The following is a 14,900-nucleotide window of genomic DNA, read 5'->3' as shown; positions in this document are numbered from 1 at the left end:
GCGTTAATTTTTCGATTTAATGCCACTGCGCACCCCGCCAGGTTTCTGGCTACGGGCGTCAGCGGCAAGGGGGAAACACCGTGGGGCTCTTTACACCGAAGAAGCCGGCGCTGATTGGTGTCGACATCAGTTCGACTGCCGTCAAGCTGCTGCAGCTAAGTCAGGCGGGTGGCCGCTATCGCGTGGAGCATTACGCGGTCGAGCCGTTGCCGCCGAACGCCGTGGTCGAGAAGAACATCGTCGAAGTCGAGGCGGTGGGTGACGCGATTCGTCGCGCGCTGGCACGCTCGGGCTCCAAGCTCAAGCACGCCGCCGCCGCGGTGGCCGGATCGGCCGTGATCACCCGCATCATCCCGATGACCAGCGAATTGTCCGACGACGATCTGGAAGGTCAGATCCAGGTCGAGGCAAACCAGTACATCCCGTATCCGATCGACGAAGTCAGTCTCGATTACGAGGTGCTCGGACCGGTTCGCGACAATCCCGACATGAACAACGTGCTGCTGGCGGCCTCGCGCACCGAGAACGTCGACATGCGCGTCGCCGCGCTGGACCTGGGCGGGCTGACCGCGGCGGTGATCGATGTGGAGGCCTTCGCGATGGAGAACGCCTTCGCGATGATCGCCGACCAGCTCAACGTCAGCCGCGAGGCGCTGGTTGCTGTCGTCGACATCGGCGCCACCATGACCACGCTGTCCGTGCTGCGCAACCAGCGCACCATCTACTCGCGCGAACAGGTCTTCGGCGGCAAGCAGCTGACCGACGAGATCATGCGGCGCTTCGGCCTTTCCTACGAGGAGGCCGGGCGCGCCAAGCGCAAGGGCGGCTTGCCCGAATCCTACGAGACCGAGGCGCTGGAGCCGTTCAAGGAATCGCTGATCCAGCAGATCAGCCGCCTGCTGCAGTTCTTCTTTGCCGGCAGCGAATACAGCAAGGTCGACCAGGTCGTGCTGGCCGGTGGTTGCGCTTCGATCGAAGGGCTGGGTCCGATGCTCGAAGAGCAGTTGGGCGTGCCCTGCGTCGTGGCCAATCCGCTGGCTCGCATGTCGCTGTCGCCTCGGGTCCAGGCGCAGTCGCTGGCGCAGGACGCTCCCGCGTTGATGATTGCGGTGGGCCTCGCCTTGAGGAGCTTCGACTGATGGCACACGTCAATCTACTTCCGTGGCGCGCGGAGCGGCGCAAGCAACGCGAACGCGAGTTCTACATGCAGCTGGTCGCCGCCTTCGTGGTCGGCCTTGGCGTGTTGCTGGTGTGGATGTTCTGGATGGATCAACGCATCGACAACCAGAACGATCGCAACGCCTACCTGCAGACCGAGATCAAGCAGCTCGACGTACGCATCGCCAAGATCAAGGAGCTGGAAACGGTGCGCGAGCACCTGCTGGCGCGCAAGCAGATCATCGAGCAGTTGCAGGCCGACCGCTCGCAGATGGTGCACCTGTTCGACGAGCTGGTGAAGACGATCCCGACCAGCGCACGCCTGACCGGTCTCAAGCAGAGCGGGCAGTCGATGTCGCTCGACGGCGTGGCGCAGTCCAACGCGAGCGTGGCCGAATACATGCGCAACATCGAGGTGTCGCCGTGGATGGGTCACGCCGATCTGCGCAAGACCGAGAACACGCATGATGCTTCCCGCATGCCCTACTCGTTTGGTCTGGACGTGAAGCTGAGCAAGCCGAAGACCGACGAAGTCGACGCCAGCAAGATGCCGGTGTTGCCGGCAGGCAGCGCATCCAGCGCCGCTCCGGCCGTACCGGCCCCGCTGGGTGCGGCAGTGAAGGCGGTAACCGCGCCCGCAGCGACCAAGGCCACGACGCCGGCCGCCCCGGTCACTGCGCCAGCTGCCAAGGGAGGTGTCTGATCATGAGTTTCTTCAGTGATATCCAGAACCTCGATCGCAACAACGTGGGTGGCTGGCCGCAGTCGGTGAAGATCTTCTTCACCGCGCTTCTGTTCGGCCTGGTGATGCTGGCGGGCTGGTATTTCGTCATCAGCGACCAGCAGGACAGCCTGAATTCGCTGGTCGGCAAGGAAGGTCAGCTCAAGCAGGAGTTCGCCACCAAGCAGGCCAAGTCGGTCAATCTCGAGGCGCTGCAGCAGCAGCTCGACGAAATGCAGGACATGCTGCGCCAGCTGCTGCGCCAGCTGCCCAGCAAGACCGAAATGCCCGAGCTGCTCACCGACATCTCGCAAACCGCCCAGTCCGCCGGCCTGGAGACCGACCTGTTCCAGCCTGGCCCGGAGACGCCGAAGGACTTCTACGCCGAGCGGCCGATCGCCTTGAAGTTCACCGGCACCTACCATCAGTTCGGCACCTTCATCAGTGGTGTGGCTTCGCTGCCGCGGGTGGTGATCCTGACCCTGCACGACGTGTCGCTGACACCGAAGGCAACGGGTGGCAAGAACGGCGCCTCGGATGGACAACTGGTCCTGCAGGGCACGGTCAAGACCTATCGCTACCTCGATGACGACGAGAGCGCGGCATCAAGCAAACCCGCGGGCAAAGCCAGGGCGGGGGGCCGGAAATGAACAAGCAAGCATTCATCAAGCCGGCACACGCCGCACGCTTCGCGCTGATGCTCGGCGCCATGCTGATCCTCGGCGGTTGCACCCGCGGCATGTCCGACCTGCGCAGCTGGGTAGCCCAGGAAAAGGCCAGGAAGGGCGCGCCGATCCAGCCGCTGCCGGTCATCAAGACCTTCGAGACATTCAAGTACGACGACCAGGATCGCCGTGACCCGTTCAGCCCGAGCACGGCCGAGCTGGACAACAACACGGCCACCACCGGTCCGCGTCCGGATGCCAATCGATCCAAGCAACCGCTCGAGCTGTTCGCGCTGGACAGCCTGAAGATGGTTGGCACGGTCGGCGCCGGCGGCAGCATGGAAGTGCTGGTCAAGGATCCGGGCGGGGTGATCCATCGCGTCCATGTCAACGAGTACATGGGCCAGAACTACGGGCATATCACGGCGATCAGCGAAGACCATATCGACCTGGTCGAACTGATCTCCAACGGTAATGGTGGCTGGATGGAACGTCCTGCCAGCATCGCGCTCGACGCGAAATAGGTAGACAGGGGCTGATGCAATGACCAACCAAATCCAATCCGTGCGGGGCCGTGTCATGCGCCATGCAAGCCGTTACATGTTGATGGGCCTGCTGATCGCCGGCGCCACCTGGACCAGCGCTGCGATGGCAGCCACCACCACGCTGAAGAACATCAGCTACGACGCACTGCCCGGTGGCAGCGTGGAGTTGCGCATGGACTTCGGCAATGGCCCGGTGCCGGATCCGAAGATCTTCACGACCGGCAACCCGCCACGCATCGCGGTGGACTTCGCCGACACGGACAACGCCGCGCCGCGCCATCTGGACATCGGCAAGGGTTCGACTTCGGGCGTCTCGGCGGTCTCCGCTGGCGGTCGCACCCGCGTCGTCGTCGAGTTGATGCGTGAGTCTAGCTATCGCTCGCGCGTCGACGGCCACAGCCTGGTGCTGACCGTCAACAACGGCAGCGCCGATCAGGCGCTGACCACCGCCGCCACGATCGACCCGACCAAGGCGCTGCCGTCCTCGTCGAACGGTCCGGCCATCTCCAACGTCGACTTCCGCCGCGGTCCCAATGGCGAAGGGCGCGTGCTGATCAACTTCAGCGGCAGCGGCGCGAACGCCGAAATGACCCACAGCGGCGACAAGGTGCTGGTCACCATCGATCACGCCAACCTGCCGGCCAATCTGGCCCAGCGCCTGGATACGCTCGACTTCGCCACGCCGGTGCAGTCGATCGTCACCCGCGCCGGCAATGGCGGCGGTGCGCGCATCGAAATCGCGGTCAAGGGCAACGTGGAAACCTCGGCCTACCAGACCGCCGACCAGTACGTGGTCGAAGTGGCACCGAAGAAGGCCGACGCCAGGGAAACCCAGCTGGCCAGGCTGGGCCAGGAGCCGAGCTACAACGGCAAGCGCGTCACCTTCAACTTCCAGGACATTCCGGTGCGTTCGGCGCTGCAGCTGATCGCGGATATCTCGGGCCTCAACCTGGTCGCCTCCGACAGCGTCGGTGGCAGCGTCACCCTGCGTCTGGTCAATGTGCCGTGGGACCAGGCGCTGGACGTGATCCTGCGTGCCAAGAGCCTCGACAAGCGTCGCAACGGCAACGTCGTCTGGGTCGCCCCGCAGGCCGAGCTGGCCAAGTACGAACAGGATCTGGCCGATGCCAAGCTGAAGGCGCAGGACACCGCTGAGCTGGTCACCGACTACGTGCCGATCAGCTATGGCAAGGCTTCGGATATCGCCACCCTGCTCACCACCGGCAGCAAGCAGGGCCAGGGCGGCGGCAGCAGCGGCGGCAGCAACACCCAGCGTGGCTTCCTCTCGCCGCGGGGCAGCGTCTCCTTCGACGTGCGCACCAACACCTTGCTGCTCAATGACACGCCGGAGAAGATCCGCCAGTTGCGCGAGCTGATCGCGGTGCTGGACAAGCCGGTGCAGCAGGTGCTGATCGAATCGCGCATCGTGGTCGCCACCGACGACTTCACCCGCGAACTGGGTGCGAAGTTCGGCATCAGCGGCAAGCAGACCAATCCCAGCGGTCAGGTGCTGCAGCTTGGCGGTGCGCTCGGCAACACCATCGGCAGCAACGCCGCGCCGGGTACGGTCGGTTCCGGTGGCCTCAACGTCAACCTGCCCACCAGCCTGAAGGGCGGCAGCTTCGGCCTGGCCATCCTCGGCGCCAACTACGCGCTCGACCTGGAACTCTCCGCCGCGCAGACCGAAGGTCGTGGCGAAGTGATCTCCAGCCCGCGCGTGATCACCGCCAACCAGCAGGAAGCGGTCATCCGCCAGGGCCAGGAAATCGGCTACGTGACCTTCCAGAACAGTGCCGGCGGCGGCGCCGGCAGTGGTACCGCCACGGTCCAGTTCAAGGACGCCGTGCTGGAACTGAAGGTCACCCCGACGATCACCGCCGACAATCGTGTCTACCTGATGATCAACGTCAAGAAGGATGCGCTGGCCGGTTACGTCGATGCCCCGGGTAGCGGCAAGATCCCGACCATCGACACCCGCGAGGTGAACACTTCGGCGCTGGTGGACAATGGCCAGACCGTCGTCCTCGGTGGCATCTACGAGGTCAACAAGTCCAACACCATCACCAAGGTGCCCGGCCTTGGCGACATCCCCGGCATCGGCGCGCTGTTCCGCAGCAACTCGCGGGTCAACACCAAGGCCGAGCTGCTGATCTTCGTGACGCCGCGGATTCTCAGCGACACCTTGCAGTAAGGTCCGGTGACAAGATGAAAGAGGCGGCTTCGGCCGCCTCTTTTTTTATGCGTGACGGCTGGCATGCGCCGGACGATGGAATTTTCGGCATGGTTCATGGTCTGTAGCACGCCATACGAACTTGCGACCTGCCGGAACCCCCGCGGAGCTGCGGTCGCGTCAAATACGGAATCCGCACCATGGACACGCCTGAAATCCAGTCACCCAGCCGCCTGCAACGATCCTTCGCGCAACTGCGCGATGACCTGCAAAGTTGCATCATCGGCCAGCCGCATCTGGTCGACTGTCTGCTGGTGGCCTTGCTCGCCGACGGTCATCTGCTGGTCGAAGGCGCGCCCGGCCTGGCCAAGACCACCGCGGTGAAGGCGCTGGCCGCGCGGATCGAGGCTGACTTTCACCGCGTCCAGTTCACCCCGGACCTGCTGCCGGCCGACCTCACCGGTACCGACGTGTTTCGTCCGCAGACCGGCAGTTTCGAGTTCGAGCGCGGCCCGCTGTTCCACAACATCATTCTTGCCGACGAGATCAACCGCGCGCCGGCCAAGGTGCAGTCCGCCCTGCTTGAGGCGATGGGCGAGCAGCAGATCACCGTCGGCCGTCATACCCGGCAACTGCCCGAGCTGTTCATGGTGATGGCGACGCAGAATCCGATCGAGCAGGAAGGCACGTTCACGCTGCCAGAAGCCCAGCTCGATCGCTTCCTGATGCACGTGACCATCGGCTATCCGGATGCGGCGGCCGAGCTGGCCATCCTCAAGCTCGCGCGCGAGCAGGCGCGCCGGCGCGCCCATCCGGTCGCTGCCGCGCCAGCCCTGCTTTGCCAGGCCGACGTGTTTGCCGCACGCGACGCCGCGATGGCCGTGCACATGGCGCCGGCGCTGGAGGAATATCTGACCCAGCTGGTGCTGGCCACGCGCGATGCCGGGCACTACGGATCGGAGTTGAAGCGCTGGATCGCCTGGGGCGGCAGCCCGCGCGCCACCATTGCGCTGGATCGTTGTTCGCGCGCGCAAGCGTGGTTGCGTGGGCGCGATTACGTGTTGCCCGAGGACGTCCACACGATTGCGCACGAAGTGCTGCGCCATCGCGTGCTGCTGAGCTACGAGGCCGAGGCGGAGGGCGTGCGGCCTGACCAGGTGATCAGTCGCCTGCTGGATCTCGTGCCGCTGCCGTGAATGCCGTCGCTTCCCGATCCGCCGACGGCGACGGCCGCAGCCAGGTGTCGCTGGCCGAGCTGATCGCCTTGCGTGCACGAGTTGGCCGGGTGCGCATGGCGCCGATGCTCAGTCGCGCCGCACGCAATGGCCAGCAGTCCAGCCGTCTATACGGCCGCGGCATGGACTACGCCGAGTCGCGCGTCTACCAGGCCGGCGACGACGTGCGCCGCCTCGACTGGCGCCTCACCGCGCGCAGCGGCAAGCTGCACACCAAGCTGTTCCAGGAAGACCGCGAAGGCTGCCTGCTGATCCTGCTCGATACCCATGCCAGCATGCGCTTCGGTACCCGCACGCGTTTCAAGTCGGTGCAGGCAGCGCGCGCGGCCGCCGCGGCAGCCTGGTATGCGGTGCGCGCCGGTGAGCGCGTCGGCGTGATGGCGTTCGGCCACGCCGATCAACTGATCCGGCCGCAGGCCGGTCCGCGCGGTGCCCTCGCGGTTTGCGGCGCGCTGGCCGAGTGGGATGCGGCGTCTGCGCCGGACCGGGTTGATCCGTTGTCCGACGCGCTGGCGCGCGCGAGCCGGTTGCTCCACGGCGCCAGCCGCGTCCTGTTGATCAGCGACGGCTTCAGCAGCGACGAAACCGCGCGGAAGCGCCTGCTCGACCTGGGCCGCCACGCCCAGGTCAGCGTGCTGGTGGTGGCCGACGTGCTGGAGCTGGCGCCGGTTGAACCCGGTCGCTATCCGCTGGAACACGCCGGCGAACGTTGCGACGTGGTGCTGCAATCCGAGCGGCAACGTGCCGACTTCCAGCGCGTGCTGGGTGCAGGTCCGGCGCGGCTGGGCGAGCTGGCCCAGTCGCTCGGCCTGCGTCGGGCCAGCATGGATACCCGCGCCGATGCCTTCGATACCGTAAGCGGCCTGCTTGGTACGCGGAAGGCGGCGCGATGATTCAGCCGTCCGCTCCGTCATTGCGCGATATCCACCTGCCGCCCGAGCCGGCATGGTGGCCACCGGCGCCAGGCTGGTGGGCGCTGGTCGTCCTGTCGTTGCTGCTGACCGGTGTCGCCACCTGGTTCGTGCGCCGGCAGCGACGCATGTCGCGACAGCGGCGCCGGGTGCTGGACGAGCTGGACCGGATCGCCGTGCAATACGAACACGACGGAGATACCGCGCAGCTGGTCACGGGGCTGCATCAGCTGTTGCGCCGGGTGGCGCGTCGACACGATGCGCAGGCCACCCGGCAGCGCGGCGAGGCCTGGCGGCGCACGCTCGCGCGCGTGCCGCTGGATGCGCCCGCGCTGGAGCAGTTGCTGGCGCTGGACCAATGGCTTTATCGACCGCCGACAGATTTCGATCACGCCGGCGCGATCGCCGCCGTGCGCAGCTGGCTGCGCGTGGCGCTGAAGCCGAAGCGCTGGAAGCCGCTGGCCGCGGAGCCCGTCGATGCTTGAGTTCGCCTGGCCCTGGCTGGTCGTGCTGTTGCCGCTGCCGTGGCTGCTGCGGCGCTGGCTGCGTCCGGCGGCGCCGGGGCAGGCCCTGCATCTGCCGCAACCGGGCGTGCGGCTGGCCAGCGTGGCCGGCACGCGCGCGCGAAGTGGTGCTGCATGGCTGCTGGCGCTGGCCTGGCTGTGCCTGCTGGCCGCGGCGGCGCGACCGCAATGGATCGGCCCGCCGCAGCCGCAGCAGCGCAGCGGACGCGCGCTGATGCTGGCGGTGGATCTGTCCGGCAGCATGCGCACCGACGACATGCAACTGGCCGGGCAGCAGGTCAGTCGCTTCGCTGCGGTCGAGGCCATCGCCGGCGACTTCATCAGTCGCCGCAACGGCGACGAAATGGGCCTGATCCTGTTCGGCAGCCAGGCCTTCCTGGTCACGCCGCTGACTTACGATCTGTCCGCGGTGCGGGCGCAACTGCAAGGCGCCGCGGTGGGGCTCGCCGGCACCGAAACCGCCATCGGCGACGCCATCGCGGTGGCGGTGAAGCGGCTTTCCGCGCTGCCCGAGCAGGCGCGGGTACTGGTGCTGCTGACCGATGGTGTCAACAACGCCGGCAGCATCGCGCCGCGCGATGCGGCCCGCGCCGCGAAAGCGGCCGGGGTGCGCGTCTACACCATCGGCATTGGCGCCACCCGGCTGCGCATCCCCGGCTTCTTCGGCAGCCAGCTGGTGAATCCTTCGGCTGATCTGGATGCCGACATGCTGACCGACATCGCCACGCAAACCGGTGGGCGCTTCTTCCGTGCCACCGACAGCAGCGAGCTGGCCGATGCGTATCGCGCGATCGATGCGCTGGAGCCGATGCCGCAGCATGGTCCGGCGCTGCGCCCGCGCCACGAACTGTTCCGCTGGCCGCTGCTGGCTGCGATCGCGCTGCTGTTGCTGGTGGTGCTGCCGCGTCGCTTCGCCCGCACGCGGGAGGCCCGCGCATGAGCGAGTTGCTGCACCAGTTCCACTTCCTGCGGCCCGGGTGGCTGCTCGCGTTGCTGGCCTTGCCGCTGATCGGCTGGTTCGGCACGCGTCGCGACAGCGGGCAGGTGGCGCTGTCGCATCTGGTCGATCCCGCGCTGCTTCCGCATCTTCTGCGCGGTCGCGCCGGCAACAGTCATCTGCCGACGTGGCTGTTCGCGCTGGGCTGGACGTTGTCTGCGCTGGCGCTGGCCGGGCCCACCTGGAACCGCGTCGAACAACCGCTGTATGCCAGTCGCGCGGCGCAGGTGGTGGCGATTTCGTTATCGCAGCAGATGCTGGCACGCGATGTGGCGCCAAGTCGGCTGGATCGCGCGCGCTACAAGGCGCGCGACCTGCTGCATGCCAACCAGGATGGCCTCAACGCGCTGATCGGCTACGCCGGCGAGGCGTTCGTGGTGGCACCGCTGACCGCCGATGCGCACAGCCTCGACGACCTGCTCGATGCGTTGTCGCCCGACACCATGCCGGTGGATGGCGACAACGCGGCGGCGGCGATCGAGCGTGGCGTGGCGCTGATCCACGACGGCAAGGCCGGCGGCGGTTCGCTGGTGCTGATCACCGATCAAGCCGACGCCGCAGCGCAGGCAGCAGCACGCAAGGCGCTGGCCGCTGGCGTGCAGGTTTCGGTGCTTGGCGTCGGTACGCCAACCGGTGGCCCGGTACCGCTGCCGGAGGGCGGTTTCCTGCGCGACCCGGCTGGCAAGCTGGTGCTGTCGCGCCGGGACGACGCGGCGCTCGCTGCACTGGCGGCGGCCGGTGGTGGGCGCTACGAAGTGATGCGAGCCGATCAGGCGGACATCGACGCCCTGCATGCCGAGCTGCGCGGCGGCAAGGCAACCCGGGCCGATGGCCAGGTCGGCGATGAATGGCAGGATCGCGGTGCATGGTTGCTGCTGCCGCTGTTGTTGATGGCGGCGCTGGCTTTTCGTCGCGGCTGGCTGCTGGTGTTGCCGCTGCTGGTGCTGCCGCTGTTTCCCGGTCAGGCATCCGCGACCAGCTGGCAGGATCTGTGGCAGCGGCCCGACCAGCAAGCCGCGCAAGCGCTGCACCAGGGCAATCCGAAACGGGCGATGCAACTCGCGCGCGATCCGGCCTGGCGTGGTGCGGCGGCCTATCGCGCCGGCGACTACAAGGCGGCGGCGCAAGCGCTGCAGCAGGTGGCTGGCAGCGATGGCGCGTACAACCTGGGCAATGCGCTGGCGAAGCAGGGCGAATATAAGCAGGCAATCGCCGCCTATGACGATGCCTTGAAGCGCGACCCGGCCAATGCGGATGCCAAGGCGAATCGCCAGGCGGTGGAGGACTGGTTGCGCCAGCAACAGCAGCAGTCGCCGCAGGATCAGAAGGAACACGAAGGACACGACGGCAAGCAGAACCAATCGTCAGCGGGTGAGCAGGGCAAGGCTGGCCAGCAGGGTTCGAAGAGCCCGCCGCAGGACGGCAAGAACCAGGACCAGTCGTCGGGACAGAACGGCAAGGACGGCAAGCCGCAGGACCATGCCGGCAAGCCGGCGTCGGCGCAGGACCAGGCCGGCAAGGACGGCGCCGATCAAGGCAAGCCGCAGACCGCGCAGGAGCAGGCCGAGCAGAAGGCCCGGGCTGAGCAGGCCCGGCAGGCGCTGAAGCAGCAGATGGACGCCGCGCTGGCGAAGCCGGCCGAGCACCAGAACACCCATCAGCTCGGCGCGCTGGCCAAGGACGATCCGCAGTCAAAGCTGCCGGCCGACCTGCGTCATGCACTGCAGCGCGTGCCGGATGACCCCGGCGCGCTGTTGCGGCGCAAGTTCCAGCTTGAATACCAGCAGCGCCATGGCGGTGCGACCAGCGAGGATGGAGAACCGTGACAGTTCGACAGTTCATCAGCGGATCCCTGCTGGCGTTGCTCCTGTTGCCGGCGCTGGCCGCGGCGGGCACGGTTTCCGCCACGCTGGATCGCAACAGCGTGCAGCTCGGCGAGACGGTGACGCTCAACGTGCAGGTCAGCGATGAAAGCATGGGGGTCGCCGCGCCCGACCTCAGTGCGCTGAGACAGGACTTCCAGATCCTCGGCAGTTCGCAGAACAGCAGCCTCAGCGTGGTCAACGGCAAGGCGAGCTCGCAGCTGACCTTCGGTATTGCGCTGCGTCCGCTGCATGTCGGCGTGTTGCAGATTCCCGCGCTGAGCGTGGCCGGTAGCCAGACCGCGCCACTGCAGCTCAGCGTGACCGCGCCCGATCCCGCGGCCGCGGCGGCATCGTCGAAAGACGTCTTCATGGAAGCGCAGGTCAATCCTGCCCAGGGCTACGTCGGCCAGCAATTCACTTACGTGACGCGGCTGTATTACATCGGTCGGATCGGCGGCGATGCGCCGCAGCCGCAGTCCATTCCCGGGGTGGAGATCACCCAACTGGGCAAGGGCCTGAACTACGACGCCGAGCGCGGCGGGCGCACCTATCACGTGCTGGAGCAGCGCTATGCGCTGACCCCGCAACATGCCGGGCAACTGACCATTCCGCCGGTGAATTTCGACGGCGAGGCGGCCGATCCGCACGATCCCGACAGCTTCTTCGGCGCGACTGTGCCGGTCAGCGCCAGCGCGCCGGCGCAGACGCTCCAGGTGAAGCCGGCGCCAGCCGATTTCGGCGGCAGCAGCTGGCTGCCCGCGCGCCAGCTGAGCCTGAGCCTGGACGGCTGGCCGACCGCGCAGGACGCCGCGCCGCGAGTGGGGCAACCGCTCAACCTCACGATGAACCTGCAGGCCACCGGCCTTTCCTATGAGGCCCTGCCGGCGCTGAGCCTGCCGCCGCTGGATGGCGCCACCATCTATCCGGACAAGCCGGTGACCGGCAATCGTCAGGATGGCGAATGGATCACCGGGCGTCGCCAGCAGTCCTTCGCGATCGTGCCCGAACGCGCCGGCACCCTGACCATTCCCGCCACCACGTTGAAGTGGTGGAACGTGGTGAGCGACCGGATGGAAGTGGCGCAGATTCCCGTGCACACGTTGACGGTACTGCCGGCCGTCGGTACCGCTGCCGTCACGCCACCGGCGTCGGCGGCGGCAGACGGTGCGACCGTGGCCAACGCGGTGGGTGCGGTGACGCACACGCCGTGGCGCTGGATCGCACTGCTCAGCTTCGGCTTGTGGTTGCTGAGCCTGCTCGGCTGGTGGTTGTGGCGGCGACGCCGCGCGCACGCCGAAGTCGCGCCGCCGACGCCGGTGCGCAGCTCGACACGCAGCAGTCAGCTGGCCTTCCTTGCCGCCGCCCGCGGCAGCGATACCGCGGCGCAGGTGCGCAGCCTGCTGGCGTGGGCGCGTGCGGAGCGACCGGCGATCCAGCACCTGGGCGAGCTGGCGGCGGCGCTGGACGATCCCGCGCAACGCAGGGCGATCGACGCCCTGCAGCACCGCCACTACGCCGTCACCGCGTCGCCCGATGTCGGCGCAAGCCTGGTCGAGGCGTTCAAGCGCGGCTTCGCCTGGCGCACCACCGCTGCCGATGAGACGTCGGGACTGGCGCCGCTCTACCCGTTCAAGCTGCACTGAAGCCTTGCGCGGCCGGTCGGCGCCCGGCGGGCGTCGCGCCGTGTGTTCGGCGCGCAGGACGGACAAGCCGCGGCGGGCCTTGCCGGCTTACATCAATGCCTGCTGCAACACCGCCTGCATGGCCTCGCTGAAACCGCACAACGTGACTTCGATGTCGTCCGCGCCAGCCAGTTCGTCGCGCAGCGTCGCCACCGCCACGGCGGCGGCTGGCGCAGCGGGATAGCCGTACACGCCGCAACTGATGGCCGGGAACGCGATCGTGCGCAGTCGATGCTCGCGCAACAATCGCAGCGCGTTGCGATAGCAACGTTCCAGCAGCACGGCCTCTCCCCTGCCGCCGCCGTGCCAGACCGGCCCCACGGTATGGATCACATGGCGCGCAGGCAGGGCGAAGCCGGGGGTGATGCGTGCCTCGCCCGCCGGGCAGCGCACGCCGCGCGATGATTCGGGCAGGCCGCGACAGGCCATCAGCAGCTCCGCTCCGGCGGCCCGATGGATCGCGCCGTCCACGCCGCCACCGCCGAGCAGGTCGGGGTTGGCCGCGTTGACGATCGCGTCCACGGCGAGGCGAGTGATATCGGCATGAATGGTGGCAATTGGCATGGCTTCGCGCCGTGGGTGGCTTGCCCTATGCTGCAGACAGACATTCTGGCGCGCTGAGGTCACTACGCATCATGGCGAAAACGGAAGACATTTCCTTCGGATACCTGCTCAGCGACGTGACCTTGCTGTTCCGCAAGCACTTCGACCGTCGCGCGGTGAAATTCGGCTTGACCCGCGCGCAGTGGCGTGCAACCAAGATGTTGTACCACCGCGAGGGCCTGCGGCAAAACGAGCTGGCCGAATTCCTGGAAATGGAACCGATCGCGGTGGGGCGGGTGATCGATCGCCTGCAGGCCGCCGGCTTCGTCGAGCGCCGGCCCGACCCGAAGGATCGGCGCGCGTGGCGGCTGTATGTCACCGAGCAGGCCCGGGTGATCGTGGGCGACATGGAGATCATCGCGCGCGAGCTGCGCCGCGACGCCACGCGCGGCATCGACCACGACGAGTTGAAGCATGCCCTGGCGGTGATCAACCAGATCAAGGACAACCTGCAGGCACTGGAGCAGGGCGAAGGCGCCGGCAGCTGAGTCAGGCCGGGTTTGACCAGTGTCATCAGTCGCGGTCTTCCGCTGCGCTGCGCGGAGCATGATCGACGGCTCCCTCATGGCACGGTCAACCGGATGCCGCCAGCCGCGTTGACATGCAATTGCTGCATGGTCCGTCTGGCAAGCCGGGCGCGCCGTCGCCTGAAGCCGTCCGCCGTCCGCCGTCCGTCGCGGTCGGGCAAGAAGATCGAGAATCCACCGCGCATGTCCTGGAAAAAAATCGTCCTCGTGCTGGCCCTCCTGCTGGCAGTCGCTGTCGCCGTCCACGTCGGGCGCGGCGCTGATTCCGGCACCACGGCCCGCGCGCCGATGCCGGTGCCGGTGGAAGTGGCGAAGGCCACTCGCGGCGACATCGAACTGTCATTGAAACTGGTCGGCCGCGTCGAAGCGTGGTCGACCGTGACCATGCGCGCGCGCGTGTCCGGCCAGTTGCAGTCGCTGTCGTTCACGCCCGGTGGGCTGGTGCGCAAGAACAGCGTGCTGGCGCAGATCGATCCGAGCCTGCTCGCGGCGCAGCTGGATCAGGCGCGCGGCAACGTGGCGCGGGACCAGGCGCTGCTGCAGAAGGCCCGGGCCGACCAGCGGCGCTACGCCGACATGCTGGGCAAGGGCTTCGTCTCCAGGGCCGATTACGACCTGTACCAGGCCAACCTCGCCGTGGCGAAGGCGAACCTGCAATCCGATCGCGCCGCGCAGGAGCTGGCGCAGACCCAGCTCGCCTACGCGCGGATCGTCGCGCCGTTCGACGGCATCGTCGGCGCGCCGCTGGCGTATCCCGGCGCGCAGATCAGCGCCGACACGACCGACATCGTGTTGCTCAACCAGGTCGAGCCGGTGCGCGTGGCGTTCAATATTCCCGAAGACAGCCTGCCAGCAGTGCGTGCCGCGCGACAGCAGGGACCGCTTGCGGTGCAGGCGGGCATTTCCGGCGACCGCGCCGCGCCGCTGTCCGGCACGCTGGACTTCATCGACAACGCGGTCGACGCCAGCACCGGCACGATCGTGCTGAAGGCGCGCTTCGACAACGCCGACCACCGGCTCACGCCGGGCCAGTTCGTGCAGGTGAGCCTGCCCACCACGCGCCTGGCCGATGTGGTCAGCGTGCCGGTGCATGCGCTGCAGAGTTCCACCAACGGCAGCTTCGTGTTCGTGCTGGGTGCGGACAACAAGGTGCAGCAGCGCTACGTCAGCACCGGGCCGACCAGCGCCGGGCGCACGGTGATCGACAAGGGACTGAAGGGCGGCGAGCAGGTGGTGACCGAAGGCCAGATGCTGCTGGTCGATGGCAGCGCCGTCACCGTCAAGCGGAACTGAGGCG

Annotated in this window: 14 protein-coding genes; 13 read left to right on the top strand and 1 reads right to left on the bottom strand. The window is 67.5% G+C overall.

Annotated features, from left to right (window positions below):
• Positions 1–80: 80 nt before the first annotated feature.
• The 11 genes from ACQGNJ_RS15765 (at position 81) to ACQGNJ_RS15715 (ending at position 12,434) form a co-directional block, all read left to right on the top strand.
• On the top strand, positions 81–1,139 hold the full coding sequence (locus ACQGNJ_RS15765; RefSeq protein WP_350016646.1) for a pilus assembly protein PilM: 1,059 nt from the start codon (positions 81–83) through the stop codon (positions 1,137–1,139).
• The gene (locus ACQGNJ_RS15760; protein WP_426690200.1) at positions 1,139–1,861 is read left to right on the top strand and encodes a PilN domain-containing protein; all 723 of its coding nucleotides are present in this window, start codon (positions 1,139–1,141) and stop codon (positions 1,859–1,861) included. The genes ACQGNJ_RS15765 and ACQGNJ_RS15760 overlap by 1 nt, the downstream gene beginning before the upstream one ends.
• Positions 1,862–1,863: 2 nt before the next feature.
• On the top strand, positions 1,864–2,529 hold the full coding sequence (locus ACQGNJ_RS15755) for a type IV pilus inner membrane component PilO (protein WP_426690199.1): 666 nt from the start codon (positions 1,864–1,866) through the stop codon (positions 2,527–2,529).
• The gene (locus ACQGNJ_RS15750) at positions 2,526–3,068 is read left to right on the top strand and encodes a pilus assembly protein PilP (RefSeq protein WP_426690198.1); all 543 of its coding nucleotides are present in this window, start codon (positions 2,526–2,528) and stop codon (positions 3,066–3,068) included. The genes ACQGNJ_RS15755 and ACQGNJ_RS15750 overlap by 4 nt, the downstream gene beginning before the upstream one ends.
• Positions 3,069–3,123: 55 nt before the next feature.
• Positions 3,124–5,280 (top strand): type IV pilus secretin PilQ, encoded by a 2,157-nt coding sequence (locus ACQGNJ_RS15745; RefSeq protein WP_426690197.1) that lies wholly within the window; start codon positions 3,124–3,126, stop codon positions 5,278–5,280.
• 179 nt (positions 5,281–5,459) lie between these two features.
• On the top strand, positions 5,460–6,455 hold the full coding sequence (locus ACQGNJ_RS15740; protein ID WP_426690196.1) for an AAA family ATPase: 996 nt from the start codon (positions 5,460–5,462) through the stop codon (positions 6,453–6,455).
• Positions 6,452–7,387 (top strand): DUF58 domain-containing protein, encoded by a 936-nt coding sequence (locus ACQGNJ_RS15735; protein ID WP_426690195.1) that lies wholly within the window; start codon positions 6,452–6,454, stop codon positions 7,385–7,387. Before ACQGNJ_RS15740 ends, ACQGNJ_RS15735 begins: the two co-directional genes overlap by 4 nt.
• Positions 7,384–7,890: a DUF4381 domain-containing protein gene (locus ACQGNJ_RS15730; protein WP_426690194.1), complete on the top strand. Its 507-nt coding sequence runs from the start codon at positions 7,384–7,386 to the stop codon at positions 7,888–7,890. The genes ACQGNJ_RS15735 and ACQGNJ_RS15730 overlap by 4 nt, the downstream gene beginning before the upstream one ends.
• Positions 7,883–8,869 (top strand): VWA domain-containing protein, encoded by a 987-nt coding sequence (locus ACQGNJ_RS15725; protein WP_426690193.1) that lies wholly within the window; start codon positions 7,883–7,885, stop codon positions 8,867–8,869. Before ACQGNJ_RS15730 ends, ACQGNJ_RS15725 begins: the two co-directional genes overlap by 8 nt.
• On the top strand, positions 8,866–10,752 hold the full coding sequence (locus ACQGNJ_RS15720) for a VWA domain-containing protein (RefSeq protein ID WP_426690192.1): 1,887 nt from the start codon (positions 8,866–8,868) through the stop codon (positions 10,750–10,752). The genes ACQGNJ_RS15725 and ACQGNJ_RS15720 overlap by 4 nt, the downstream gene beginning before the upstream one ends.
• Positions 10,749–12,434 carry a BatD family protein gene (locus tag ACQGNJ_RS15715; RefSeq protein WP_426690191.1) on the top strand — a complete coding sequence of 562 codons (1,686 nt, stop codon included), beginning with the start codon at positions 10,749–10,751 and terminating at the stop codon, positions 12,432–12,434. Before ACQGNJ_RS15720 ends, ACQGNJ_RS15715 begins: the two co-directional genes overlap by 4 nt.
• Before the next feature lie 87 nt (positions 12,435–12,521).
• On the opposite strand, the gene ACQGNJ_RS15710 is transcribed toward ACQGNJ_RS15715, so the two are convergent.
• Positions 12,522–13,037: an O-acetyl-ADP-ribose deacetylase gene (locus tag ACQGNJ_RS15710; RefSeq protein ID WP_426690190.1), complete on the bottom strand. Its 516-nt coding sequence runs from the start codon at positions 13,035–13,037 to the stop codon at positions 12,522–12,524.
• 71 nt (positions 13,038–13,108) lie between these two features.
• On the opposite strand from ACQGNJ_RS15710, the gene ACQGNJ_RS15705 reads away from it, so the two are divergent.
• Together ACQGNJ_RS15705 and ACQGNJ_RS15700 are read left to right on the top strand one after the other, a co-directional pair.
• Positions 13,109–13,564, top strand: a complete 456-nt coding sequence (locus ACQGNJ_RS15705; RefSeq protein WP_426690189.1) for a MarR family winged helix-turn-helix transcriptional regulator — start codon at positions 13,109–13,111, stop codon at positions 13,562–13,564.
• 222 nt (positions 13,565–13,786) lie between these two features.
• Entirely contained in the window at positions 13,787–14,896 is a 1,110-nt protein-coding gene (locus ACQGNJ_RS15700; protein ID WP_426690188.1) for an efflux RND transporter periplasmic adaptor subunit, read from the top strand.
• Positions 14,897–14,900 lie beyond the last annotated feature (4 nt).

It is taken from the genome of Rhodanobacter ginsengiterrae, from assembly GCF_050026815.1.
GTDB lineage: Bacteria > Pseudomonadota > Gammaproteobacteria > Xanthomonadales > Rhodanobacteraceae > Rhodanobacter > Rhodanobacter ginsengiterrae.
Note: the sequence above shows the minus strand (reverse complement) of the source record. Positions and strands in the feature narration are given on the sequence as shown.

Bases quoted from the DNA above. Each gene is read 5' to 3' on its own strand.
- ACQGNJ_RS15700 (WP_426690188.1), top strand. From the start codon at position 13,787: ATGTCCTGGAAAAAAATCGTCCTCGTGCTGGCCCTCCTGCTGGCAGTC.
- ACQGNJ_RS15705 (WP_426690189.1), top strand. From the start codon at position 13,109: ATGGCGAAAACGGAAGACATTTCCTTCGGATACCTGCTCAGCGACGTG.
- ACQGNJ_RS15710 (WP_426690190.1), bottom strand. From the start codon at position 13,037: ATGCCAATTGCCACCATTCATGCCGATATCACTCGCCTCGCCGTGGAC.
- ACQGNJ_RS15760 (WP_426690200.1), top strand. From the start codon at position 1,139: ATGGCACACGTCAATCTACTTCCGTGGCGCGCGGAGCGGCGCAAGCAA.
- ACQGNJ_RS15720 (WP_426690192.1), top strand. From the start codon at position 8,866: ATGAGCGAGTTGCTGCACCAGTTCCACTTCCTGCGGCCCGGGTGGCTG.
- ACQGNJ_RS15750 (WP_426690198.1), top strand. From the start codon at position 2,526: ATGAACAAGCAAGCATTCATCAAGCCGGCACACGCCGCACGCTTCGCG.
- ACQGNJ_RS15740 (WP_426690196.1), top strand. From the start codon at position 5,460: ATGGACACGCCTGAAATCCAGTCACCCAGCCGCCTGCAACGATCCTTC.
- ACQGNJ_RS15730 (WP_426690194.1), top strand. From the start codon at position 7,384: ATGATTCAGCCGTCCGCTCCGTCATTGCGCGATATCCACCTGCCGCCC.
- ACQGNJ_RS15745 (WP_426690197.1), top strand. From the start codon at position 3,124: ATGCGCCATGCAAGCCGTTACATGTTGATGGGCCTGCTGATCGCCGGC.
- ACQGNJ_RS15755 (WP_426690199.1), top strand. From the start codon at position 1,864: ATGAGTTTCTTCAGTGATATCCAGAACCTCGATCGCAACAACGTGGGT.
- ACQGNJ_RS15725 (WP_426690193.1), top strand. From the start codon at position 7,883: ATGCTTGAGTTCGCCTGGCCCTGGCTGGTCGTGCTGTTGCCGCTGCCG.